Below are 23,662 nucleotides of genomic sequence, written 5' to 3'. Positions count from 1 at the left end.
AGGTGTCCACCACAGTTATATAGTTCGCAAGGGGGAAAGCCCCAACTTTCCCCCCAAAACCCCTGATTTGCCGCTTGAATACGCAAGGCGCCAAGTTTACCTTGCGCATTCGAGCCCGCAACCTACCGAAAGGACAACGACCATAGCCCGCAGACCTCATAATGCGCCACCGACACGCGAAACCGGACCCAAGGTGAACGAACGGATTCGCGCTCCGGAAATCCGCCTGATCGGTGCCGAAGGCGAAAATGTCGGCGTGGTAACCCCCGCCCGCGCAATGGAAATGGCAGCAGATGTCGGCCTTGATCTCGTCGAGATTTCGCCGAATGCCAATCCGCCTGTTTGCAAGATCATGGATTTCGGCAAGTTCAAATATGAACAGCAGAAACGCGAATCCGAGGCACGCAAGAAGCAGAAGACGATCGACGTGAAGGAGGTGAAGTTCCGCCCCAACACGGATAAGCATGACTATGACGTCAAGATGCGCAACGTTTTCCGGTTTCTCGAAGGTGGCGACAAGGTGAAGGTGACTTTGCGTTTCCGGGGCCGTGAAATGGCGCACCAGAATCTTGGTCGCGGACTGCTGGAGCGGATTGCCGAGGACGCCAAGGAAGTCGGCAAGGTCGAAAACATGCCCAAGATGGAAGGTCGTCAGATGATTATGATGATCGGCCCGCTTTCCAAATAGATCCGGGCTTTCCGAGATGTTCAGACAAGCGGCCCTCCGGGGCCGCTTTTTTGTTGTACGGACTTTTATTCCGCAGGAGGAACCTGTCACAGCATCAGGCGCAGGATCGGCGTTTGGTTCAGCCCTCGCGCGGGCGTGGGCGTGTGGGGATTTCCATCAGCAAGCCGCCAACGCCCATGCCCGCGATATCGGCGGGGGTGACAGGGACGCCACACAGGATACGCTCCATCACCCAATCCGCCCCGTTCAGTGCGGGCGAACGGGCGCAGCCGGGCAACCCGATGACGGGGCGCTGATCAAGCGAGCCGTAAAACAACAGATTTCCCGGATCAACGGGCATACCGAAATGGGTGACTGTGCCGCCTGCCTGCCGCACGGCTTCGGGCGCGATGTCATACATGTCCGAGGTGGCAGAGCCGGTCAGTATGAAGATGACCCCAGCATCGGTCGCGTCCAGTTGCGTCGTCAATGCGTCAATGTCATGCGCACAGTCGCGGCTGTCGGCAAGCTCGACACCAAGCCGGTCAAGCCGGGTGCGCAGCGCCTTTTCGCCCTTCGCGCCGCTGAGTTTTCCAAGACCGGTTTGTATCAGCGCCGCCGTCTTTTCGACAGGGACGTGTACGCGCAGCGCAGCGCGGCCCACGACACAGGCCTCGTCCACGGCCGATTGCGGCACCGCATAAGAGATGATCTTGACCGTCGCGGCCATTGTCCCGTCCGCGACCCGTTTCCATTCGGGAAGGGTGGCAACCGTAATCATCGGGTGGATCGCGTTCAGCGCATTTATGCGTGCGGCGTCCACCTCCAGCACGCCCGCGCCGAGCGCGTGCAGATTGACACGCCCCGTGGCCGCCTTTCCAAGACGCAGCCCGGCCCCTGCCGGGTCTGGCGCAAGGGCGGCGGCAATCTGCGCGGCAGCCGCGTCTTCGGGCAGATCGCCGGGTTCCAGCCGTGCAACCGTGACCTCTTGCAGCCCGGCGTCCTTCAGCGCGGCAAGATCGTCGGCATCCAGCAGCTTTCCCTTGCGCAGCCGACCGTCCGGCAAGGCGATCGAGTGCGCCAGCACCGTGCCCGCCGCCTGATCCAGAGAAACAGGGCCGAATTTCATGCGCCTTTCCTCAACACCTGGGTCATCTGCGCAAGCGTCGCTACAGCAATCTCGGCCGGGCCTGCCGCGCCGAGATCCAACCCAATCGGTCCGTGGATGCGCGCGATCTGTTCTGCGGTGAACCCGGCACCCTCCAGCCGCGCCACGCGCTTGGCATGGGTCCGGGTCGAACCCAACGCACCTATATAGAAGCAATTGCCGTGCAATCCCTGTTCGATCGCAGGGTCGTCCAGCTTTGGATCATGCGTCAACAGCACCAGCGCCGTGCGGGCGTCCAGCCCCAATGCCTGCACCGCCTCGTCGGGCCAGTCATGCATCAGCGTGGTTTCGGGAAAGCGGGACTGTGAGGCAAAGGTCTCTCGCGGGTCGATCACCACGGGATCATAGCCCGCCAGACGCGCCATCGGCACCAAGGCTTGCGCAATATGCACCGCCCCCACGACGATCAGCCGCAGCGGCGGGTTGTGAACGCCAATGAAAACGCGCGGCGCGGTATCGTCAAAGCCAGAGCGATCCATCCGCATGCGCCCGTCATGGCCGGTTGCCGTCAACGACCGGCTGCCGGATTCAAGGTCAGCCACATAGCAAATGGCGCGTCGGTCGGCGCGGGCTTGCGCCAGTTCTGCCAGCAAGGCCTCGCTCAGCGCACCGCCGACCGGTTCCACCAGCACGCGGATCGTGCCACCACAGGCCAGCCCCACCGCAAAGGCATCATCATCGCTGACGCCGAATTCCAGTTCTCGCGGGGTGCCATCCTCCAGCGCCTCAAGCGCCTCGACGACCACGGCCCCCTCGACACAACCGCCCGAGACAGAGCCTGCGATCTCTCCCTTGCCGCTGATCGCCAGTTGCGCCCCGGTGCGGCGCGGCGCGCTGCCCCATGTCTCGATCACCGTGGCCAGCGCCGCCCGGTCGCCCGCGCGGTGCCAGGCAAGCGCCTGTTCGGGAATGTTGTCGAAACGATCCATGCTCCGCCCTCCATAATTGCCCCGTTCTAACACGCTGAAGCGGGGTGTCGCCTCCCCTTCCTTGGTCGCGGGGATAAAACGCAAATACCGCCCCATGCGCGTGGCACGGGGCGGCATTGTCAAGACTGTGCCTTCGAGGCGAAGCGCCTCAGTTGCTGGCCAGAAGCGGTGTGATCCGGCGCACGGCTGCCCGCCTGTTGGCCCGTTCGGCCGCCGCTGTGCGGATGACCAGATCGGATTCACCGTACCCCTGCACCACCATATTCTCGGGCGGGACGTCGAAATATTCCGTCAGCGCCAGCGCCACGGTTTCCGCGCGCCTGTCTGACAGGGCGAGGTTGTAAGTCGCCGCACCGGTCGCATCCGTATGCCCTTCGATCAGGAACACCTCACGCGGGTTCTGTTCGATGATGTCGCGCATGGCATTGCCAAGTGCTGCCAACTCTTCGGCCTCATCGGGGCGGATCACCGCCGAGTTGGTCTCGAAGTTGATGGTGTTTACCGTGATCTCGGGCACGAGGTCGCGCACCGCGTCGATATTGCGGATCTGCGCCAGCGAAAATGTCCGGTTCACGCCCTCGTTCTGGGCCTGGGCAAGCGCGCGAGCCAGATCATCGGCCTGCACCTCTCCGGCATTGAACGAGCGACGTTCCGTGGCTTGCGGCAACTCGCTGATTTGGACCTGCTCGCTTTGTTGGGTATCGTCGAACAACACCACTTCGGTTCCGTCCTGAAGCGTCCGGGTCCGGCGCAACACACGCCCATCGGCGGCACGGACGGTTTCCACCGTCGCGCCATTTTCGCGCGTGACGACATTGCGGGTTGAGCCGTCGGAATAGCGATAGGTCTTCACATCCGACCCCGGACGGCGCAGCAGCGCGTCGTCGTTCTTGATGATGCGATACTGGCCTTGATCCTCGACCACCAATCGGTCGCCAGAGTTGCTGACGACTTTTTCACCGTCACCCAGCAAACTGCCGATCGCCACAGCACCCAGCCCAAGAAGCGCTGCACGCTCGAAGTTGCTCAGGCCCGAATCGTCGTCATCATCCTCGTCGCGCGCCTCTTCGTCACCCGCAACGTTGGTTTCAAACTCTTCGGAAGAACTGCGGGCGGTTTCCTCGGTCACGGTCTCTTCGGTGACTTCGGCTTCGCCGTCATCCTGCCCGGCAGCGGCGGCCATCGACTCGGTTCCCTGCGCCAGATCTTCGGCCAAGGCGTCGGCCTGTTGCTGGCTGTCCAACGGTTCAGGATCTTCGGCTTGCGCGGCCTGATCTTCAGCGGCCTGTTCTTCAGCGTTCTGTTCTTCAGCGGCCTGTTCTTCTGTGGGCTGCTCTTCTGTGGGCTGCTCTTCTGTGGCCGTCTGATCGGCAGATGCTGCATCGGAGGTGCCTGCATCCGTCGCGGCATCATCCGTCACTGCTGCCGCATCACCGGAGGATGGTTCATCCGAGGTGCCCTCGGCACCGCCATCCGCGTCAGCCGGGGTTTCGGTCGTTTCATTGGTGGCCGCCTGACCGGCAGCCTCCTGATCGGCCAGAGCCTTGGCCAGATCGTCCGCCTGACTTGCCTCGTCTCCGGCAGGCTGCGTCTGGGCCTCCTGCGCCTGACCTGCGGCCTCTGCTTCGGCAATCGCCGCGTCGGACGTCGGATCCTGCGCGGCATTTTCTGCGTCTGTCGCCACGTCTTGCACTGGTTCGTCTTGTGGTGGCTCGGCACCCTCAGCGGATGCCTCAGCCTCGTCCTCCACCGGCGTCACGGCCTCTGGCACCGGCTCGGCATCTGCCGTTGCTTCTGCCTCGGGAGACGGGGGTGCCTCAGCGTCGGCTTGCGGTTCTGCCTCGGTCTCGGCCTGCGCTTGCGCCTCTGCCTCGTCAGGTGCCTCGGTCTGTGCCTGATCGGACTGCGCCTGATCGGCTTCGGCAGCGTCTTCGGCCGATGCAGAAGCCGCGTCGCCATCTGCAAACAGCTGCGCATCCACGTCAGCGCCCAGTTGTTGTGCGGTCACTTCGCGCGCAGCGGCCTCAAACGCGGCAAACTGTTCGCCGATCTCTTGCGCAACAGAGCCGTCTTCGTAGGCCACACAAAACGGATCTTCGGTCGCCCCCTGACCGGCCCGCGCGGCTTCCTCCAGTCGGCAACGGATAATTTCTTGCGTGATGTCAGAGGAAGACATTGACGCAAGGTCTGGCGTTTGCGCGAGAATCGGAGCGGGGGTTGCAAGGCTGGCCACGACCGCCAGTGCCGTCGTCGATCTGAAAATCCCATGTCTCATATGCGTGTCCTTTCAACTGTTGCCCGGTGAAGGCGTCATGGGACAATGCAGAAACAGACGATAGGGTTGCATGACGGTCCGGCCGCACCAGCAGAAATCCGCCGGGTCAGCCTTCGAGAAGCGCCATCAGGCGGGCTTTCTCGCCAACATCGTCAGTGCGCGAAATCGCGTTGGCCAAGTCTTCCAGCGACTGAATGGAATGGCCCGCGCGGAAGCTGTCGACATGCGGCAACATGGCCCGAATGCCGGTTGCCTTGGGCGTGAAACCATCCCAGCGCAACAACGGGTTGAGCCATATCAGGCGACGGGATGACAGGTGCAGCCGCTCCATCTCGCGTTCCAATGCACCTGCGTCGTCACGATCCAATCCATCGGTAATCAGCAGCACAACGGCACCCTGCCCCATCACCCTGCGCGACCAGTCGCGGTTGAAAGCATGCAGGCTGGCACCGATCCGCGTGCCGCCTTCCCAGTCCTGCGCCTCAGCACCTGCGGCTTTCAGCGCCTGATCGACGTCACGGGTGCCCAGATGGCGTGTGATGTTGGTCAGCCGCGTGCCAAACGTGAAGGCGTGGACCTTTGCCCAGCCCGCGCCTTTCTCATTCGCCACTGCATGCAGGAAATGCAGCACCATGCGGGAATATTGCGACATCGAGCCGGAAATATCGCACAGCACCACAAGGTTGGGCCAGCGCGGACGAGGCTTGGTGTGCGACAGGCTGCGGATCTCGCCCCCGTTGCGCATCGCTGCGCGGATGGTGCGCCGCCAGTCGGTGTGTTTGCCCTGTAATGATGCGATTCCGCGGCGCGACGGGATCGGTTTCACCGGCAGTTTCAGTCGCGCCAGCATGCGCTTGGCCTCTGCAACCTCGGCAGTGGACATCTGTTCGAAATCGAGCGTGCGCAGCTTTTCCTCGGCCGACATGGTCTGCGAGGCGTCGATCTCGATCTGGGTTTCCTCTTTCTCGCCGTCAGGCTTTTCCGGCGCGTCGGGTTGCTTGCCGTCCAGCAGCGCCTCTGCCGCGCGTTTCTCGGCGGATTGGGCAAGCTTTTCCTCCTGCACGCCGCGCACGGCAGGCAGCATCATCGACATCATATGTTCGAGGTAACGCGGATCGCGCCAATACAGCCGGAAGATCTGGGCAAAGACGATGCGATGCTCAGGCCGGTTCACAAAACAGGCGTGCAACGTCCAGTAAAAGTCGCGTTTGTTGGTAAATCCCGCCGCTTCTACCGCGCGGACCGCATCTATCACCCGGCCGGGTCCGACCGGCAGCCCGGCGCGGCGCAACGCGCGGGCAAAATGGGTGATATTGTTGCCAAGCCGCGGGTTGTCGGGAATGTCCAGCGGAAGATATTCAGGCATCTGCCCGGAACCTGCGATCCGCCTGCGGTGACGTTGTGCAGCGGGGGGCTGTCTGCCCCCCGCACCCCCCGAGAGTATTTTTGCCAAGAAGAAGGCTGGACCGGGTCATGCAGGGTCCAGCGTGGCTTTGGCCTCGTCCAGCAGGCGCTTGGCTTCGGAGCCTTGCAGTTTCTGGATGTCGTCCTGGTATTTCAGGATCGCGCCCAGCGTGTCGCTGATGACCTCTGGGGAAAGGTCGATCACATCCAGCGCCAACAGGCATTTCGCCCAGTCGATGGTTTCCGCCACGCCGGGTTTCTTGAACAGATCCTCTGTGCGCAGGCGCTGGACGAAAGCCACGATTTCGCGGCTGAGGGTCTCGGCAGCCTCGGGGGCGCGGGCATGCAGGATTTCGATCTCGCGATCGAAAGTCGGGTAGTCGACCCAGTGGTAGAGGCAGCGGCGTTTGAGCGCGTCATGGACTTCGCGCGTGCGGTTGGAGGTCAGGATGACGATCGGTGATTCTGGTGCCTTGACGGTGCCGATCTCTGGGATGGTCACCTGAAAATCGGACAGGGCTTCCAGCAGAAAAGCCTCGAACGGTTCATCGGTGCGGTCCAGTTCGTCGATCAGCAGCACCGGCGCACCGTTTTCATCGGGGCGCATGGCTTGCAGCAAGGGCCGTTCGATCAGGAAATCGGGACCGAAGAGTTCGCGGGTCAGGACATCCTTGTCGGCGTTGCCTTGCGCCTCGGCGCTGCGGATGGCGATCATCTGCGCGGGAAAGTTCCATTCATAGACGGCAGAGGAGGCGTCCAGCCCCTCGTAGCATTGCAGCCGGATCAGGCGGCGGCCAAGTGAGGCGGCAATCGCCTTGGCAATCTCTGTCTTGCCGACGCCTGCCTCGCCTTCCAGAAACAATGGCCTGCCAAGACGCAGCGACAGGAACACCACCGTCGCAAGCGCCCGCCCACAGACATAGTCTTGCCTGGCCAGCATCTCCTGCACGGCATCGATTGTATCTGGCTGAGACATTCACGGTCCTCCTGCCCCTTGGGTGCAATGGCGCGCCGCCGGGGTCAATAGCGCCAAGGTCGCAGACGGGCGGGCCAACCTATTCCCGGCATGGCTGAAACAGGCAGGTTTCTTGACCGCCCCCCTCCAAGCTGCAATGTTTCGCTGAATCAAATCATGCTACGGAAGGTGAAACCTTCGGGCAAGGCGACGGGCAGATCATGGACATATTGCGGGTGGGAATGCCGACATGCGCATAACTGCCGTCACATGCGTCAAGAATGAGGGGCCGTTCCTGTTGGAATGGATCGTCTTCAACCGTCTGCTGGGCGTCACGGATTTCCTGTTCTATTCCAATGATTGCAGCGACGGGTCAGATGCGCTGCTGGATGCTTTGGCGGCGCGCGGCATCGTGCGGCACTTGCCCAATCCCGCCAAGGGGCGGAACTATCAGATGGAGGCGCTGAAAGACGCCACGCGGCAGGATCTGGCGCGCCAGGCGGATTGGATCTGGATCGCGGATGTGGACGAGTTCCTGAACATCCACGCGGGCGACCATACGATCCCCGCGCTGATCGAGGCCTGTGGCGATCCGCAGGCAATTTCCACGACTTTTCAGTTTTTCGCAAATGGCGGGGTTGAACGATATGTCGACCGCCCGGTGATCGCCCAGTTCAGCCGCTGCCACAATCCGGATCTGTGGTGCGGGGAATCTGCCATCGAGGTCAAGACGTTGGTCCGGAAGGATTTTCCGCTGCAATATTACGGCGCACATCGGCCATTCTTTCGCAATGACCTGGCGGAGGAAAAACAACCGCATTGGACGGATGGATCGGGACGCGCCGTGCCGCACAGGTTTCTTGTCGCGGCCAATCCGCGCCGCATTCGCAAATTCCCGGCGGCGGGTGCACGCGTGCATGCAACGCTCAACCATTATGCCCTACGCTCGCTGGACAGCTATCTGGTCAAGAATGATCGGGGCGATGTGAACCGTGACAACCGCAATTTCGACGATACCTATTGGCGAGAGCGCAATGACGGCGCATGGGAAGACCTCTCGATCCTGCGCCACCTGCCGGATCTGGACGCGGCTTTGGCCGAGATGAAAGCCGACCCGGAAATCGGCGCGTTGCATGACATGGCGGTGCGCCTGCATATAGAGAAGCGCAATGCGCTGATGGCGCAACAGGCCTATCGGGAGATGCATGACCAGTTGCGGCTGGCCCCGACGATTCCGCCAGAGGAACTGGCGTTGATGCGCGAGTTGGGGATCACGGCATGAGCCGCTTGCGCGTCATCAACCTTGGGCTACCGAAATCCGGCACGACCACGCTGGCCACTGCATTGCGCGCCGCCGGACTGATCGTCGCCGACCATCGCATCCGCCGCAGCCAGACGGATAATCCGCATCTGGCCGGGACATTTGTCGCGCGCCAGCTTTACGAAGGGCTGTTCCGGTCCGGCGACCCGCTGGAGTTTCTGGACGATTTCGATGCGCTGACAGAGATCAGTGTCATCAACCCGACTCTGTCGCTGTGGCCGCAGACCGATTGGGGGATCATCGACGCGATCCGCCAGCGTCACCCCGGCGCACGCTTTGTGTGTTCGCGGCGCGATGCGCGCCGCCTGTCCGGCTCGATGCTGCGATGGGCCGATCTGGGCATGTCGCGCTTGCCGGGCGGCGCCATCCCCGGCCTGCCGCCGGGCTTCGGAGAAACCACGTTGCAACGTGTCACCTGGATCGAGGGACATTACGCGCATATGCGGCGGTTGTTTCAGGGCGCGAGCGATTTTCTGGAATACAATGTCGAGGATGCTGCGGCGCCCGCGCAAATCGGGGCGTTTCTGGGCGTGGATCTGCCATGGTGGGGCAAGGTCAATGTCAACGCAGCCCTTCCGTCGCCGGGCGCAGTATAATGCGCATTCAGCTGCATATCGGGCTGGATGCGGCAGCGTCCGCGCGTCTGCAAAAGATACTCGATGCAAAGCGCGACCAACTGACCGAAAAGGGCATTCGCTATGCCCGGACGCCCGGTGCGCGCAACCATACGCGATTGTTCATGGCGGTGAGCGATCCTGAAAATATCGACAGCCTTCGGTTCAACCGCGGCTATGGGACCGCCGAGAAACAGGCGCAATTGCGCGAAGATGTGGCCGAAGGGCTGCGCCGCGAGGTGGACCAGCACGCCCCGGAGATGTTGATCCTGTCAGCACATCAGCTCGGGACCGCCTTGGCGTCACGCTCGGAACTGGAACGTCTGCGCGCGATGCTTGCGCCGCTGTCCGGTGACATCCGCATTGTCGCCCATGTAGACGAGCAAGCCCGCATGCTGACGCGGCGCTATGCCCAACAGGTCTGGGACGGGCGCAGACGGTCTCTCAACCTTGAGATCGGCCTGACGGGTGCCGCCGATTGGTGGCAGGCCGCCTTGGACGATGCGCCCGCGTCGAACCCGCAGAAAAACCTGTTCACGGACGCGCAGGCTGCGCCGTTCTGGCTGGACTATGCCCGGTTGGCGCAGGAATGGGATGCGGTGTTCGGCAAGGGCGCGACGTGCTTGCGTGCTTTGGATAGAACCGTGTTCGGGTCTGACAAGTTGCTGGACGAGGTCGCGCAGGCCTTTGAGATCAAAAAGAACTTTGGCAAATATGAGGCCCAACCCCTGCAAGCCGAACCCGCTGCGGCATGGCTGACCCGTGGCCGCCAGTTTAACCACGTCTTGCTGAAGTATCTTGACCACGAGAATGCGATTCTTCCGCGCCAGACCTGGCGACGGCTGCTGGGAGAGATAAAGGTCGACGGCCCGCCCATTGCGCCGGGCAGTCTGGCCGTCGTGTCCGACCGGTTCGCTGCTGACAATGCAGGTCTTCTACAGCGTCATCCCGCCTTGACCCCACAGACGATGACGCCGGACACCCCTGCCCCGACCTGGCAGGAGGCTGATCCACAGCTCGGCTTTCGCGCGACGCAATATCTTCTGGCCTTTCGTCCCCGGATTCGTCAGGCCGCGAAGCAGGAAATGCAGGATCGCGCCGCCGATCTGGCCGCCCTGAACGGTGAGGCACCTGTTGAGGATGACACGCTGTCCGGGTTGACCGAGGCAGCCCAAGACATCATGCCGCCGCTCGCCCGACAGAACTTTGCCAAACTGCAAGGCTCGAACCTTGCGCCGCATAACCGGTTGGGCCAAGTGAACGAGGAAGAACTGGGCACCGCTTATACGCCTGCACGCCCGCGTGTCCTGCCCCAAGGGACAACCGGCAATGTCATCGTCGGCTGCATGAAGAACGAGGCACCCTATATTGGCGAATGGATCGCCTATCACCGGTCCATCGGCGTCGATAATTTTCTGATCTATACAAATGGATGCGAGGACGGGACGGCGGAAATCCTTGATCGTCTGCAAGACATGGGCGTGGTCCAGCATCGCAACAACGATGGCTGGAAGGGCAAATCCCCGCAGCAATACGCGCTCAATCAGGCGCTGAAGGAACCGCTGATCCGCAAGGCCGACTGGATCATCCATATCGACGTTGACGAGTTTATCAACGTGCGCTGCGACAATGGCACCTTGCAGGACTTTCTGGCGCGCGTGCCGGATGCCACCAATGTGGCGATGACGTGGCGGCTGTTCGGTCACAATGGCATTCAACGGCTGGAAGATCGTTTCGTGATCGACCAGTTTGACAGTTGCGCGCCGAGATATTGCCCCAAACCGCACACGGTCTGGGGCTTCAAGACAATGTTCCGCAACATCGGGGCCTATGCCAAAATCTCTTGCCATAGACCGAACAAGCTGGACGAGGCATTCCGCGAACAGGTCCGCTGGGTCAACGGGTCGGGTGCCGACATGACCGACGAAGTTGCCCGGAACGGCTGGCGCAACTCGCGCAAATCCATCGGCTACGATCTGCTGCAACTGAACCATTACGCGCTGCGATCGGCCGAGAGTTTCCTGATCAAGCGGCAGCGCGGCCGCGCCTTGCATGTCAACCGGTCAATCGGGCTGAACTACTGGATCCGGATGGATTGGTCAGACTTCACAGACATCACCATCAAGCGCAACATCCCCCGGATGACGCTGGAATATGACCGGTTGATGGAGGATGACAAATTGCGAACATTGCACGAAAACGGGCTGGACTGGCACCGCGCCAAGGCAGACGAGTTGCACGCAAACCCCGAATTTGCAGAGCTTTACCGCAAGGTGCTGGCCCTGCGATTGACGGAAACCGAACGTGTCGCCTATGCGCTGGCACTCGATATGGAGAGCTGACATGGACGCCCCGATGCAGTCGCGCCCGTTTCTGAAATCACGCGGCATGAAAATCCCCAAACATCCCGACATCACCACAGGCCGGGTGCGCGGTGCCCTGCGCGAAGGGCTGTATGAACGCAAGGAATGCGACGCGGTGATGAAGGTCGTCCAGCAAGGCGACGTGGTGTTGGAACTGGGTGCCGGCATCGGGTATATGTCAACGCTGATTGCCACCAAGAAGCCGGTCGAACATGTCCATGCGTTCGAGGCCAATCCCGGTCTGATCCCCTATATCCGCTCGGTCCATGAGGCCAACAATGTCACCAACGTCACGGTGCACCACGCGCTGCTGGCCCCCGAAGACGGCGAGCCTGCGGATTTCTTTGTGCGCAAGAATTTCCTCGCCTCCTCGCTGGATCGCGAAAGCGGGCCGGACAGTATTGTCTCTGTTGCAAAGGTCGAGGTGCGCAGCCTGCCCAAGACACTGGCAACGATCAGACCCACCGTCCTTGTCTGCGACATCGAAGGCGCAGAGGCCGGGTTGCTGGCATCCGCCGATTGGTCCGGGCTGCGCGCAGCCGTGATTGAGTTACACCCGCAATGGATTGGACAGGCGGGAGTGCAATCGGTGTTCGACACCATGCACAAGGCCGGGCTGACCTATTTCCCCAAAGCGTCCGAGGCCAAGGTCGTCACGTTCCGCAAGGGTTGGTAATGGCGGGCAATCGTTCAATCCTCTCATGGCTGCAACACTTGCGGGCAGACACATGAAGATCTGCGCGGTTCTGTCGGTACGGAACGAGGCCGCCTTTCTGCTCGATTGGCTGGCCCATCACCGCGCTTGCGGTATCACGGATTTTGTCGTGCTCTCGAATGATTGTCAGGACGGCACCGATGCGATGCTGGACCGCTTGCAGGACATGGGTGCCCTGACGCATATCCGCAACGATGGCCCGCACGGGCGGGGTGGCATCCAGTTTGCAGGGCTGAAACTGGCCGATAAATCAGCGCCTGTGAAAGCCGCCGACTGGCTTCTGGCGCTGGATATAGACGAGTTCGTGAATGTCCATGTCGGCAACCACACCCTGCCCGCGCTGATCGAGGCACTGCCGGACGCGACCGCGATCACCCTGACATGGCGTCTGTTCGGCAATGCGGGGATTGAGCGATACCACGACACACCGGTGCCGCAGCAATTCACCCGCGCCGCGCCCGAGATAATGTATTGGCCGTGGCGTGCAGCGATGTTCAAGACGCTTTATCGCAATGATCGCACCTACCGGAACCTCGGCATTCACCGCCCCCGCAACCCCCGCGACAGCCGCTTGGGCGATGCGCGATGGTTTGACGGCCACGGACGCCGTATTGACGACGGTTTCACTACGCAGCGGATCTTCAGCAATTATGGACGCCCCAATTACGGGCTGGCGCAGCTTAACCACTATGCGCTTGGGGCGATGGAAAGCTATGTGCTGAAGGCGGCACGCGGCAGGGCCGTGCATTCCGATCACATGCTGGGGCTCGACTACTGGGTGGAGCGGAATTTCAACACCGATGAGGATCTCTCGATCCAGGCACTGGCCGTGCAGACCGCTGAGATCCGGGCCGAACTGGCTGCCGACCGTCAGCTTGCCACGCTGCACGACAAGGCCGTGCAGTGGCGCGTCGCGCAGTTCGACGCGCTACTGGCGGAAGAACCCTACCGCGCCTTGTTCGGTCGGTTGCTGATGACGCCGCCCTCGCAGCCGATCCCGTTCGACAAGGCGCGTTTCCTTGCCCATCACGGCACGCTTGCGCGGCAGGCCGCCGCGCTGAAGGCCCGCACTTGACCATTGCCCGCGTCGTCAACGCCGAAGCATCAGATAGCGCGCGTGAAACTTCCGAAAATCGGTCCCGGAGGCTTTGATTTGCGTCCCCACCCTCTGGTGCGCATCTGTCCGCCCGTGCTATCGGACGCCGCATGACACAGACACTGACCATACGCCGTCCTGACGATTGGCATCTGCATCTGCGCGACGGTGCCATGTTGACCGCCGTTGCCCCGGAAACCGCGCGCCATTTTGGCCGTGCGATCATCATGCCGAATCTTGTGCCACCGGTCGTCACCGGCGCACAGGCCGCCGCCTATCGCGACCGCATCATGGCCGCCATGCCCGAGGGCGCGGATTTCAAACCGCTGATGACGCTGTATCTGACCGAAGACACGGACCCCGACGATCTGGCCGCAGCCCATGCATCGGGCCAGATCACCGCCGTCAAACTATACCCGGCGGGTGCCACGACCAATTCCAATTCCGGCGTGCGCGATTTCGACAAGGTGCGTCCGGTTCTGGAACGCATGGCCGAAATCGGCTGTCCGCTTTGTGTCCACGGTGAGGTGACAGCCCCCGAGATCGACATTTTCGACCGCGAGGCCGTGTTCATCGACACCGTGTTGGACCCGATCCGCCGCGCCACCCCCGGCCTGCGCGTCGTGATGGAACATATCACCACGAAACAGGGCGTGGACTATGCCCGCGCGGGAGGGGCCGATCTGGGTGCCACAATCACCACGCATCACCTGATCATCAACCGCAACCACATTCTGGTGGGTGGAATCAAACCGCATTACTATTGCCTGCCCGTCGCCAAGCGCGAAGAACATCGCCTCGCCCTGCGCGAAGCGGCCACCAGCGGCGACGCCACCTTCTTTCTGGGCACTGACAGCGCGCCCCATACCGATGCGCTGAAGGAACAGGCCTGCGGCTGCGCCGGGTGTTTCACCGCCACCAACACAATGTCGCTTTTGGCGCATGTGTTTGACGAGGATGGCGCGCTGGACCGGTTGGAAAGCTTCACCTCATTGAACGGCCCCGCCTTCTACAGGCTGCCCGCCAACAAGGCCACGTTGACCCTGACCCGGCAGGCAAACCCCGTCACCTATCCGTCAAAGATCGACACTGCCGATGGCCCTGTCACCGTCTTTGACCCCGGCTTCCCGGTCCATTGGGCCGTCACCTGATCCCGCCTTAGCCAAAGGACATCGACATGATCCCCTCTGCCTACCCTGAACGCCAGGAAATTGCCCGGCTGACCGCCCGGATGCTGCTGGAGATCGGTGCAGTCAACTTCAATGCGGAAACGCCCTATACGCTGTCATCGGGCCTGCCGTCGCCCAGCTATGTCGACTGCCGCAAGCTGATCTCCTACCCCCGCATCCGCGCCACGTTGATGGATTTCCTGACCGTCACCGTGATGCGCAACGCAGGGTTTGAAGCGTTCGACAATATCGCCGGCGGCGAAACCGCGGGCATTCCCTTCGCCGCACTGGTGGCCGAACGCATGGCCCTGCCGATGACCTATGTGCGCAAGAAACCCAAAGGCTACGGCCGCAATGCGCGGATCGAAGGCACGATGACCGAAGGTCAGCGCGTGCTGCTGGTCGAGGATCTGACCACCGATGGCGGATCAAAGCTGTCCTTTGTCGATGCGATTCGCGAAACCGGGGCGACCTGCGGTCATACGGCGGTGATTTTCTACTACGACATCTTCCCCGAAACGGTGAAAACGCTTGGCGACCACGGGGTTGCGCTGCACCATCTGTGCACTTGGTGGGACGTGCTGGCAGAGGCCCGCGCGCAAGACGCCTTCGATGCCGCCACGCTGTCGGAAGTCGAGGAATTTCTGAAAGCACCGCGCAAGTGGCAAGAGGCCCGGATGGCTGCCAAGGCTTGACGCTACGTCCGCCTGCGCAATAATCGCCAGCATTGCAACTCTGCCGAACTGGCAGGATCTTGCCACAACATGTTGACGGATAGGCGGCACCTCTGCCAAGATGATGTGAAAATAATTACCCACAGCCTGTCCACAGGTTATACAATTTGCCTGCGCCGCAGGCGATGGTCTATGTGGGCGGTCTGACGGGCAGAGGGGCGCAGCATGAACGAGATCACCGCATTCAATCCGACCGGCGCAGAGATCCAGCAGCCCGAAACGATGCCCCATTCCATTGAGGCGGAACAGCAGCTTCTGGGCGCGATCCTGACCAATAACGACGTCTATGACCGGGTCGCCAGCATCATCGGGCCGCAGCATTTCTACGAACCCGTCCATGCCCGCATTTTCGAGGTCGCAGCGGCGCGAATCGCGAAGAACAATCTTGCCTCTCCGGTGACGCTCAAGGCGTTTCTCGAGGATGATGAGGGCCTGAAGGAACTGGGCGGGCCACGCTATCTTGCGACGCTGGCCGGCTCTGCCGTGGCCTCGTTCGCGATCCGTGATTACGCGCAGATGATCTATGATCTGGCGGTGCGCCGCGATCTGATCCTGCTGGGCCGCGACATCAGCGCCAAGGCCACGAAGGTCGAGATCGGGTCGGAACCCAAGGAACAGATCGTCGAGGCTGAACAGGCGCTTTATAAACTGGCCGAACAGGGCCAGAGCGAAAGCGGCTTTCAGTCCTTCCTGAAAGCCGTGACAGAGGCGGTGAACGTCGCCAACGCCGCCTATCAGCGCGACGGCGGACTGGCGGGCATTTCCACCGGGCTGACCGATCTGGATAACAAGCTGGGTGGCCTGCACAAATCCGACCTTCTGATCCTTGCCGGACGTCCGTCGATGGGGAAAACATCGTTGGCCACCAACATCGCCTTCAACGTCGCCAAGGCCTATAAGCGCGGCATCCTGCCCGACGGCACCGAAGGGGCGGTCGAGGGTGGCGTCGTGGGGTTTTACAGCCTTGAGATGAGCGCCGAACAGCTTGCGGGCCGTATCCTTGCCGAAGCCTCTGAAATCAGCTCTCACAAGATCCGTCAGGGTGACATGGACGAGGTCGAATTCCGCCGTTTTGTCGAGGCCGCGAAAGCTTTGGAAGCCTGTCCGCTGTTCATCGACGACACGCCCGCGCTGCCGATCTCACAGCTTGCGGCGCGCGCCCGACGGCTGAAGCGGACGCATGGGCTGGACGTATTGATCATCGACTACTTGCAGCTTGTGCGCGGCACCGGCCGGTCGGAAAACCGGGTCAACGAAATTTCCGAGATCACCATGGGGATGAAGGCCATCGCCAAGGAACTCAATATCCCGGTCATCGCCCTGTCACAGCTGTCGCGTCAGGTGGAAAACCGCGAGGACAAGCGCCCGCAACTGTCGGACCTGCGGGAATCAGGCTCGATCGAACAGGATGCCGATGCGGTGATGTTCGTGTTCCGCGAGGAATATTACAAGGAACGCGAGAAGCCCGGCGATCACGATCTGGACGCAATGGCGCGCTGGCAGGACGAGATGTCCCATCTGCATGGCAAGGCAGAGGTCGTCATCGGCAAGCAGCGTCACGGCCCGATCGGGACGGTCGCCCTGAGCTTCGAGGCCCAGTTCACCCGCTTCGGCAACCTTGTGAAACCCTGGCAAAGCAATAATAGCAGCGAAGAATACTGACTGGATGCGGTCCTCGTCCGGCCGCACCCTTTATCGCCCCGCTGCCCTTCGTTGAATAAGCCCAGAGCCGCGCGAACGGCTTGGCCCTTGGTAACGCTTGGCCCAGTTTCAAGGAAGAACGGTTTCGGACAGGCGCGGGCAGGATTTTTCAAATCACCGCGCAAACAGATAATCTGCGCGCCGCGTTTCCCGCCGCGCCGTTTTCTGAGTCCCTGTGAAAATATGGTGGGTGATGAGAGGCTCGAACTCCCGACATCTTCGGTGTAAACGAAGCGCTCTACCAACTGAGCTAATCACCCGTGCAGCGGGGTTTAGCCAAGCAGATCACCGGTGGCAAGCACCTTTTCTACAGAAATTTGCATGATCCGGCGGCAAGCCGCATATCCCGCTTGCAACCGGTGCGCGATAGGGCATGAAGTGCCGTCATGTACAGCTTTGATCAATCACCGACCGACGCCGCCTTTGTGCAAGATCCCTACCCCGCTTATGACCGCGCCCGCGAAAACGGGCCGTTGGTCTGGTGGGACTCCTACGGCATGCCCGCCGCGATGGATCACGCCACGGTTCACGCAATTCTGCGCGATCGCCGCTTTGGCCGCGAATGCCCGGCCGAACTCGCGGGGGCCATTCCCGAACACCTGCGGGCCTTCTACGCGGTCGAAGCGCATTCCATGCTGGAGCTTGACCCGCCCCGTCACACCCGGCTGCGAGGGCTGGTTCTGCGTGGCTTTACGTCAAGGCGGATCAAGGAACTCGCGCCAGAGATCGAGGCACTGGCGGTGGAGCTTGCCCAGGCGCTGCCGGACGAGCCGTTTGATTTGCTGACGGCCTATGCCACACCGCTGCCGGTGATCGTCATCGCGCGGCTTCTTGGGGTGCCGGACAGTATGGCACCACAACTGCTGAACTGGTCCAACGCCATGGTCGCGATGTACCAGGCACGTCGGAACCGGGCCATCGAGGATGCCGCGGCCAGCGCCGCACAGGAGTTTTCGGACTTTCTGCGCGGCTATGTCGAGGAACGTCGGGCGAAACCTGCCGACGACCTCATCACCCATCTGATCGCAGCCGAAGAAGAAGGCGAAAAGCTGTCGACAGACGAGTTGATCACCACCTGTATCCTGCTGCTTAACGCGGGGCACGAGGCCACCGTGCACACGTTGGGCAATGGTGTGAAGGCGCTTCTTGAGACCGGAACGCTGTCCGAAGCCCAAGCAGACATGGAACGCGCTGTCGAAGAAATCCTGCGCTACGATCCGCCGCTGCATATGTTTACCCGCTACGCGAAAGAACCTGTCACAATTCACGATCACACGTTCCAGCGCGGAGATCAGGTTGCCCTGATGCTGGGGGCTGCCAATCGCGACCCGGCGAACTGGACAGATCCAGACAGGTTTGATCCGACGCGCGCCCCCAAACCCAATGCCAGCTTTGGTGCCGGGCTGCATTTCTGCGTCGGTGCGCCGCTGGCCCGGTTGGAACTGCGCATCGGGCTGTCGACCCTGCTGGCCAAACACCCGCATTTGCAGCTAACGGAAACGCCGCGATACGCCAATCTGTACCATTTTCACGGATTGACGCGGCTGATGGTCCGCACGACCTGATTCAATCGGCGGACGTCAAGCGGTGTCATCCGGGTTTTCAGGATAGAAACAGGCCGCCGCGTGATCGGCATCGTCTAGCAACGGGCGCTCCGCGCGGCACCGATCCTGTGCCTTCCAGCAACGCGGTGCAAAGGGGCAGCCATCAGGTATTGCCAGCGGCGAGGGCAGCTCTCCTTCCAGCTTGATCCGCTTGCGCACGCGGGCCGGATCAGCCGAGGGCGTCGCCGACAGCAACGCGACCGTATAGGGATGGCGCGGGGCCGAAAAGACCGCCTCTTTCGATCCACGTTCGACCGGTCGGCCCAGATACATCACCACGACGTCATCCGCGACATGGCGCACGACAGACAGGTCGTGCGAGATGAACAGATAGGCCAGATCCATGCTTTGTTGCAGGTCCAGAAGCAGGTTCAGCACCTGGCTCTGGATCGACAGGTCAAGCGCCGACACAGGCTCGTCCAGCACCAGCAGCTTCGGCTCCAGTATCAGGGCCCGTGCGATGGCAATACGCTGCCTCTGCCCGCCAGAGAACATATGCGGGAAGCGGTCGTAATGCTCGGGCCGCAGACCGACCATCGCCATCATCTCGCGCGCCTTGTCGGCACGGTCGGCCGCAGAAATGTCCGGCCGCTTGATCTTCAGCGGTTCCTCGATGATCGCGCCGACCCGGTGGCGCAGATTGAGCGAGCCATACGGGTCCTGAAACACGATCTGCACCTGAGTCCGCAGGCTGTCCCAGTTCTCGGGCACGGCCTCGACCCCGTTGATGGTGAAATCACCGGCGGTCGGTTCCTCGATCAGGGTGATCAGCCGCGCGAGTGTGGACTTGCCGCAGCCGCTTTCGCCTACAATCGCAAGCGTCTTGCCGGGCTGGATTGAAAAACTGGCCTCTGACAGGGCGCGCACGACCTGCCGTTCCTTGAACATGCCACCGCCGCTTTCATAATGACGCGACAGGTTGCGGGCGGTGACGACGGGACCGCTCATTGCACCTTCTCCTTGGCAGGGACCGACAGCGGATAGTGACACCGGGCGCGCCCCAGCGCGGCCGATTGCACCGGCGGCACGGTCGAGCGGCAAAGATCGTCTGCATGGGCGCAGCGCGGCGAGAACAGGCAGCCTTGGGGCCGGTCGAACTGGCCCGGCACGACGCCGGGAATGGTTGGCAGGCGGCGTTCCGTGGCCCGTTCGGGAAGGGCTGCCAGAAGCGCGGCAGTATAGGGATGATGCGGCGTGTCGAACAGGGTTTCAACCGGCTGATCCTCGACCTTCCAGCCGGCATATTGCACGGCAACCCGGTGCGCGGTCTCGGCCACCACACCCATGTCATGCGTAATCAGGATCAGCCCCATCCCGGTATCGCGTTGCAGCCCGGTCAACAGGTCCAGGATCTGCGCCTGAATGGTCACGTCGAGCGCCGTTGTCGGTTCGTCCGCGATCAGCAATTTGGGATCGCAGGCAATCGCCATCGCGATCATCACCCGCTGGTTCATCCCGCCCGACAACTGATGCGGAAAGGCGGTCAGACGCTTTTCCGGGGCCGGGATGCCCACCATCTCCATCAGTTCCAGCGCGCGTTTCTTGCGGGCCGAACTGTCCAGTTTCAGATGCTGTTTCAACGCTTCGCGAATCTGGAAGCCAACGGTGAAGCACGGGTTGAGCGACGACATCGGCTCCTGAAAGATCATCGAGATCTCGCGCCCGATCACCTTGCGCCGCGCCGAGGCGGACAAATCGCGCAGGTCGCGGCCATCAAAGCTCAGCTCGTCCGCGGTCACGGTTGCCGTCCAGGGCAGAAGACCCATCGCCGCCAGCATCGACACGGATTTTCCCGATCCGGATTCTCCGACAATGGCCAGCACCTCGCCGCCATCGACAGTGACATCAACGCCGTCCACGGCGCGGAATGACCCGCCACCGGTGGCGAATTCGACAGACAGATTGCGGATGTTCAGCAGTGCCATGATCTCAGCTCCGCTTCAGTTTCGGGTCGAGCGCGTCACGCAGCCCGTCGCCCATCAGGTTGATCGACAGCACGGTGATCAGGATCGCCAGACCCGGAAGGGTAACGACCCACCACGCGCGCAGAATGAACTCTCGCGCCTCGGCCAGCATCGTGCCCCATTCCGGCGTCGGAGGCTGCGCGCCCATGCCAAGAAAGCCCAACGCAGCCACATCGAGGATCGCGTTGGAAAAGGACAGTGCCGCCTGCACGATGATCGGCGCAAGACAGTTGGGCAGCACGGTGACAAACATCAGGCGCGGCAGTTTCGCGCCCGCCACACGGGCCGAAACGACATAGTCGCGCGTGCGTTCGTTGATCACCGCCGCACGGGTCAGGCGGACGTAATGCGGCTGCAACACGATGGAGATGGCAATCATCGCGTTAAGCAGTGACGGCCCAAGGATCGCCACCAGCACAAGCGCCAGCAGAAGCGACGGGAAGGACAGGATAATGTCCATCAGGCGCATGATGACCGTGTCCAGCCATTTCGGGGCAAAGCCCGCCACAAGGCCCAGCAGGATGCCGCCCGTGGCGGCAATCACCACGACGACCATGCCGACAAAGAACGAAAACCGCGCGCCATATAGCAGCCGTGACAACATATCCCGCCCCAGCGGATCGGTGCCCAGCGGGAAGGTCCAGCTTCCGCCCTCTTGCCAGACAGGCGGTTGCAGCGTGGCCTCGCGGAACTGTTCGGTCGCGCTGTGCGGGGCGATGAAATCGGCCAGAACCGCCAGCAGCACCAGAATGGCAAAGGTCCACATCCCGATCACGGCGCCACGGTTTTCGCTGAAATACTGCCAGAACTCGGCCAGGCGGCCGGGGCGTTTCGGGGCGGTTATGGCGACTTCGGTCATATCGGTCATTTGCGCGTCCGTATTCTTGGATTGATAAGCCCGTAGAGCATGTCCACGATCAGGTTCACGATCATCACCACCACGGCGACCAGCAGCAGCCCGCCCTGCACCACCGGGTAGTCACGGCGGAAAATGCTGTCGACCATCCATTTGCCGATGCCCGGCCAGGAAAAGATCGTCTCGGTCAGGATGGCACCGGCAAGCAGCGTGCCGACCGACAGGCCGATCACCGTGATGACCGGGATCATCGCATTGCGCAGCGCGTGCAGCCCGTTGATGCGCCAGGGCTTCAGCCCTTTGGCGCGGGCGGTGCGGATGTAATCCTCGGACAGAACCTCAAGCATGGCAGAGCGGGTCTGCCGCGCGATCACCGCAAGCGGGATGGTCGCCAGAACAATCGTGGGCAGGATCAGATGCTGCACCGCCGAGACAAACGCGCCGCTTTGCCCCGACAGCAGACTGTCGATCAGCATGAATCCCGTGGGCGTCGGGAAATAATACAGCAGCCCCATCCGGCCAGATACCGGCGTCCAGCCAAGGTTGCCCGAAAACACGATGATCAGCAGCAGCGCCCACCAGAAGATCGGCATGGAATAGCCCACCAGCGCCGAGGACATCAGCGCCCGGTCAAAGAATTTGCCCCGGTTCACCGCCGCGATCACGCCTGCCGGAATGCCAAGCGCGATGGCCAGGATGATGGCGCAGAGCGACAATTCCAAAGTGGCGGGAAAGAGCGCGAAAAACTCGTCCCAGACCGGTTTCTTGGTGACGAAACTCTGGCCCAGGTCGCCTTGCAGCACGCCGGTCAGATAATCCCAGAATTGCGTCAGCACCGGCTGGTCAAAGCCATATTGACGGGTCAGCTCTTCATAGCGTTCCTGCGACATGCCGCGCTCGCCCGCCATCACGATGATCGGATCGCCGGGAATGACGCGGATGAAGGCGAAGGAAATCAGCGTGACGCCGACGAAGGTAACAAAGAAGGTCGATAGCCGGGATATGAAAAAGCGTAACATCAGCCAATCACCGTCAGGTCTTTGGGGAAAGTTGTCAGCGACCGGCAGCCGGTTGCCGTGACCAGAATGTCATCCTCGATCCGGACGCCAAAACCGTCCAGGCGGTAAAGGCCCGGCTCGTTGGTAAAGACGGTGCCCGCCTCCAGAATCTCGGGGTTGCCACGCATGATATAGGGTGCCTCATGCACCTCTCGCCCCAGCCCGTGACCTGTCTTGGTGCGGATACGGTCCGCATAGGCAGACGCTTCGAGAACGCCCGTCACGGCGTCGTCGATTGCGTGCGCCGTCACACCCGCCTTGGTAACGGCATGACCCTTTTCATTGGCCGCAAGGACGGTGGCATAGACGTCCTGCGCCTCGTCCGTCGCGTGACCGACAAAGAAGGTGCGGGTGATGTCGGCGCAAAACCCTTCGGCAATGCCGCCGAAATCGATCAACAGCGCGTCGCCGGGCTGGATCTGGTAGTCGCTGCGCGCATGGGCATGGGGGCGGGCGGAGTTATCCGCCGCCGCGACAATGGGCGGGAAAGCCAGCCCGTCAGCGCCGTGGGTAAACAGCGCGCGAACAAGAAAGCTCTCGACCTGCTTTTCGGTCATGCCTGCGCGGACCTGTGCAACCGTGTCGGCAAGGGCGGCCTCGGAAATCCGGATCGCCTTTTCAAGCGCGGCAATATCGGCATCCGTCTTGACGGTCCGAAGACCGGAAATTTCGCGCTCTGCATCCACGATGCGCAGGCCGGGATAGGCAGCGGCCAGCGCGTGATGAACAAAGACGCGCATCACCTGCCCCTCCACGGCGAGGCTGGTCAGCGGCAAATGTCGGGCAAGGGCGGCAAAGGCATCATCATAGCCGGTCTGGTCCATCCAGTCGAAGGTTTCGCCCGGAAAATTGACCTGTTCCCACGATCCAAGTTCAAGGTTGGGCATCACTGCGGCCGGATCACCCTCTGCCGGGACAATCACCAGTTTGGGACGCTCGTTGGTTCCGAAAGCCTGCCCTAAAGCACGGGTGAAGTTCGGGCCGGGGACAAGGCCCACCGCATCGACGCCCAACTGGCGTGCGACACCGCGATACTCTGCGAAACGATCCATAAAGCTGCCTTTTCAGG

The 23,662-nt window shown here is 61.9% G+C and carries 20 protein-coding genes and 1 tRNA gene; 10 read left to right on the top strand and 11 right to left on the bottom strand.

The annotated features are described in order from the left end of the window. The first annotated feature begins 193 nt into the window (after positions 1–193). Complete coding sequence (gene infC, locus DMZ65_RS09720; RefSeq protein WP_232824949.1) at positions 194–688, top strand: translation initiation factor IF-3; 495 nt, start codon at positions 194–196, stop codon at positions 686–688. A 118-nt stretch (positions 689–806) separates the two neighbouring features. On the opposite strand, the gene DMZ65_RS09715 is transcribed toward infC, so the two are convergent. The 5 genes from DMZ65_RS09715 to DMZ65_RS09695 all read right to left on the bottom strand — a co-directional run bounded on the left by DMZ65_RS09715 (position 807) and on the right by DMZ65_RS09695 (position 7,419). Next, entirely contained in the window at positions 807–1,796 is a 990-nt protein-coding gene (locus DMZ65_RS09715) for a molybdopterin-binding protein (protein WP_116598712.1), read from the bottom strand. Further along, the gene (locus tag DMZ65_RS09710; protein ID WP_116598750.1) at positions 1,793–2,764 is read right to left on the bottom strand and encodes an XdhC family protein; all 972 of its coding nucleotides are present in this window, start codon (positions 2,762–2,764) and stop codon (positions 1,793–1,795) included. The genes DMZ65_RS09715 and DMZ65_RS09710 overlap by 4 nt, the downstream gene beginning before the upstream one ends. Before the next feature lie 148 nt (positions 2,765–2,912). After that, complete coding sequence (locus DMZ65_RS09705) at positions 2,913–5,039, bottom strand: OmpA family protein (protein WP_116598711.1); 2,127 nt, start codon at positions 5,037–5,039, stop codon at positions 2,913–2,915. A 106-nt stretch (positions 5,040–5,145) separates the two neighbouring features. Beyond that, the gene (locus tag DMZ65_RS09700) at positions 5,146–6,405 is read right to left on the bottom strand and encodes a vWA domain-containing protein (RefSeq protein WP_116598710.1); all 1,260 of its coding nucleotides are present in this window, start codon (positions 6,403–6,405) and stop codon (positions 5,146–5,148) included. Between the two features lie 105 nt (positions 6,406–6,510). Next, positions 6,511–7,419, bottom strand: coding sequence for an AAA family ATPase (locus tag DMZ65_RS09695; RefSeq protein WP_116598709.1), 909 nt, complete (start codon positions 7,417–7,419; stop codon positions 6,511–6,513). Positions 7,420–7,648: 229 nt separating this feature from the next. On the opposite strand from DMZ65_RS09695, the gene DMZ65_RS09690 reads away from it, so the two are divergent. The 8 genes from DMZ65_RS09690 to DMZ65_RS09655 all read left to right on the top strand — a co-directional run bounded on the left by DMZ65_RS09690 (position 7,649) and on the right by DMZ65_RS09655 (position 17,072). After that, entirely contained in the window at positions 7,649–8,680 is a 1,032-nt protein-coding gene (locus DMZ65_RS09690) for a glycosyltransferase family 2 protein (RefSeq protein ID WP_116598708.1), read from the top strand. Beyond that, positions 8,677–9,315, top strand: coding sequence for a sulfotransferase (locus DMZ65_RS09685; protein ID WP_116598707.1), 639 nt, complete (start codon positions 8,677–8,679; stop codon positions 9,313–9,315). The genes DMZ65_RS09690 and DMZ65_RS09685 overlap by 4 nt, the downstream gene beginning before the upstream one ends. After that, complete coding sequence (locus DMZ65_RS09680) at positions 9,315–11,675, top strand: glycosyltransferase family 2 protein (protein ID WP_116598706.1); 2,361 nt, start codon at positions 9,315–9,317, stop codon at positions 11,673–11,675. Before DMZ65_RS09685 ends, DMZ65_RS09680 begins: the two co-directional genes overlap by 1 nt. 1 nt (position 11,676) lies before the next feature. Beyond that, on the top strand, positions 11,677–12,372 hold the full coding sequence (locus DMZ65_RS09675; protein ID WP_116598705.1) for an FkbM family methyltransferase: 696 nt from the start codon (positions 11,677–11,679) through the stop codon (positions 12,370–12,372). A 52-nt stretch (positions 12,373–12,424) separates the two neighbouring features. Next, positions 12,425–13,486: a glycosyltransferase family 2 protein gene (locus DMZ65_RS09670; protein WP_116598704.1), complete on the top strand. Its 1,062-nt coding sequence runs from the start codon at positions 12,425–12,427 to the stop codon at positions 13,484–13,486. Positions 13,487–13,617: 131 nt separating this feature from the next. Then, complete coding sequence (pyrC, locus tag DMZ65_RS09665) at positions 13,618–14,658, top strand: dihydroorotase (RefSeq protein WP_116598703.1); 1,041 nt, start codon at positions 13,618–13,620, stop codon at positions 14,656–14,658. Positions 14,659–14,684: 26 nt separating this feature from the next. Further along, positions 14,685–15,371 (top strand): orotate phosphoribosyltransferase, encoded by a 687-nt coding sequence (locus DMZ65_RS09660; protein ID WP_116598702.1) that lies wholly within the window; start codon positions 14,685–14,687, stop codon positions 15,369–15,371. A gap of 204 nt (positions 15,372–15,575) precedes the next feature. Continuing rightward, positions 15,576–17,072 carry a replicative DNA helicase gene (locus DMZ65_RS09655; RefSeq protein ID WP_116598701.1) on the top strand — a complete coding sequence of 499 codons (1,497 nt, stop codon included), beginning with the start codon at positions 15,576–15,578 and terminating at the stop codon, positions 17,070–17,072. A gap of 223 nt (positions 17,073–17,295) precedes the next feature. Here DMZ65_RS09655 and DMZ65_RS09650 read toward each other — a convergent pair. Next, positions 17,296–17,371, bottom strand: a tRNA-Val gene (locus DMZ65_RS09650). Between the two features lie 126 nt (positions 17,372–17,497). Here DMZ65_RS09650 and DMZ65_RS09645 point away from each other — a divergent pair. Beyond that, a complete protein-coding gene (locus tag DMZ65_RS09645; protein WP_116598700.1) occupies positions 17,498–18,676 on the top strand; it encodes a cytochrome P450 in 1,179 nt (392 codons plus the stop codon). A 15-nt stretch (positions 18,677–18,691) separates the two neighbouring features. Here the strand turns inward: DMZ65_RS09645 and DMZ65_RS09640 are convergent, their stop codons facing one another. Genes DMZ65_RS09640 through DMZ65_RS09620 form a run of 5 tightly spaced genes read right to left on the bottom strand, consistent with a single transcriptional unit; the run spans position 18,692 to position 23,645 of the window. Next, complete coding sequence (locus DMZ65_RS09640) at positions 18,692–19,663, bottom strand: ABC transporter ATP-binding protein (RefSeq protein ID WP_116598699.1); 972 nt, start codon at positions 19,661–19,663, stop codon at positions 18,692–18,694. Beyond that, a complete protein-coding gene (locus tag DMZ65_RS09635) occupies positions 19,660–20,640 on the bottom strand; it encodes an ABC transporter ATP-binding protein (protein WP_116598698.1) in 981 nt (326 codons plus the stop codon). Before DMZ65_RS09635 ends, DMZ65_RS09640 begins: the two co-directional genes overlap by 4 nt. A gap of 4 nt (positions 20,641–20,644) precedes the next feature. Then, positions 20,645–21,547 carry an ABC transporter permease subunit gene (locus tag DMZ65_RS09630; RefSeq protein ID WP_116598697.1) on the bottom strand — a complete coding sequence of 301 codons (903 nt, stop codon included), beginning with the start codon at positions 21,545–21,547 and terminating at the stop codon, positions 20,645–20,647. Then, complete coding sequence (locus DMZ65_RS09625; RefSeq protein WP_116598696.1) at positions 21,544–22,554, bottom strand: ABC transporter permease subunit; 1,011 nt, start codon at positions 22,552–22,554, stop codon at positions 21,544–21,546. The genes DMZ65_RS09630 and DMZ65_RS09625 overlap by 4 nt, the downstream gene beginning before the upstream one ends. Beyond that, positions 22,554–23,645 (bottom strand): M24 family metallopeptidase, encoded by a 1,092-nt coding sequence (locus DMZ65_RS09620; RefSeq protein WP_116598695.1) that lies wholly within the window; start codon positions 23,643–23,645, stop codon positions 22,554–22,556. The genes DMZ65_RS09625 and DMZ65_RS09620 overlap by 1 nt, the downstream gene beginning before the upstream one ends. Positions 23,646–23,662 lie beyond the last annotated feature (17 nt).

Source organism: Primorskyibacter marinus, from assembly GCF_003313245.1.
Lineage (GTDB): Bacteria > Pseudomonadota > Alphaproteobacteria > Rhodobacterales > Rhodobacteraceae > Primorskyibacter > Primorskyibacter marinus.
Note: the sequence above shows the minus strand (reverse complement) of the source record. Positions and strands in the feature narration are given on the sequence as shown.

Bases quoted from the DNA above. Each gene is read 5' to 3' on its own strand.
- DMZ65_RS09710 (WP_116598750.1), bottom strand. From the start codon at position 2,764: ATGGATCGTTTCGACAACATTCCCGAACAGGCGCTTGCCTGGCACCGC.
- DMZ65_RS09660 (WP_116598702.1), top strand. From the start codon at position 14,685: ATGATCCCCTCTGCCTACCCTGAACGCCAGGAAATTGCCCGGCTGACC.
- DMZ65_RS09700 (WP_116598710.1), bottom strand. From the start codon at position 6,405: ATGCCTGAATATCTTCCGCTGGACATTCCCGACAACCCGCGGCTTGGC.
- DMZ65_RS09645 (WP_116598700.1), top strand. From the start codon at position 17,498: ATGTACAGCTTTGATCAATCACCGACCGACGCCGCCTTTGTGCAAGAT.
- DMZ65_RS09625 (WP_116598696.1), bottom strand. From the start codon at position 22,554: ATGTTACGCTTTTTCATATCCCGGCTATCGACCTTCTTTGTTACCTTC.
- DMZ65_RS09635 (WP_116598698.1), bottom strand. From the start codon at position 20,640: ATGGCACTGCTGAACATCCGCAATCTGTCTGTCGAATTCGCCACCGGT.
- DMZ65_RS09620 (WP_116598695.1), bottom strand. From the start codon at position 23,645: ATGGATCGTTTCGCAGAGTATCGCGGTGTCGCACGCCAGTTGGGCGTC.
- pyrC (WP_116598703.1), top strand. From the start codon at position 13,618: ATGACACAGACACTGACCATACGCCGTCCTGACGATTGGCATCTGCAT.
- DMZ65_RS09715 (WP_116598712.1), bottom strand. From the start codon at position 1,796: ATGAAATTCGGCCCTGTTTCTCTGGATCAGGCGGCGGGCACGGTGCTG.
- DMZ65_RS09695 (WP_116598709.1), bottom strand. From the start codon at position 7,419: ATGTCTCAGCCAGATACAATCGATGCCGTGCAGGAGATGCTGGCCAGG.
- DMZ65_RS09685 (WP_116598707.1), top strand. From the start codon at position 8,677: ATGAGCCGCTTGCGCGTCATCAACCTTGGGCTACCGAAATCCGGCACG.
- DMZ65_RS09655 (WP_116598701.1), top strand. From the start codon at position 15,576: ATGAACGAGATCACCGCATTCAATCCGACCGGCGCAGAGATCCAGCAG.
- DMZ65_RS09690 (WP_116598708.1), top strand. From the start codon at position 7,649: ATGCGCATAACTGCCGTCACATGCGTCAAGAATGAGGGGCCGTTCCTG.
- DMZ65_RS09640 (WP_116598699.1), bottom strand. From the start codon at position 19,663: ATGAGCGGTCCCGTCGTCACCGCCCGCAACCTGTCGCGTCATTATGAA.
- DMZ65_RS09675 (WP_116598705.1), top strand. From the start codon at position 11,677: ATGGACGCCCCGATGCAGTCGCGCCCGTTTCTGAAATCACGCGGCATG.
- DMZ65_RS09705 (WP_116598711.1), bottom strand. From the start codon at position 5,039: ATGAGACATGGGATTTTCAGATCGACGACGGCACTGGCGGTCGTGGCC.
- DMZ65_RS09630 (WP_116598697.1), bottom strand. From the start codon at position 21,547: ATGACCGATATGACCGAAGTCGCCATAACCGCCCCGAAACGCCCCGGC.
- DMZ65_RS09670 (WP_116598704.1), top strand. From the start codon at position 12,425: ATGAAGATCTGCGCGGTTCTGTCGGTACGGAACGAGGCCGCCTTTCTG.
- DMZ65_RS09680 (WP_116598706.1), top strand. From the start codon at position 9,315: ATGCGCATTCAGCTGCATATCGGGCTGGATGCGGCAGCGTCCGCGCGT.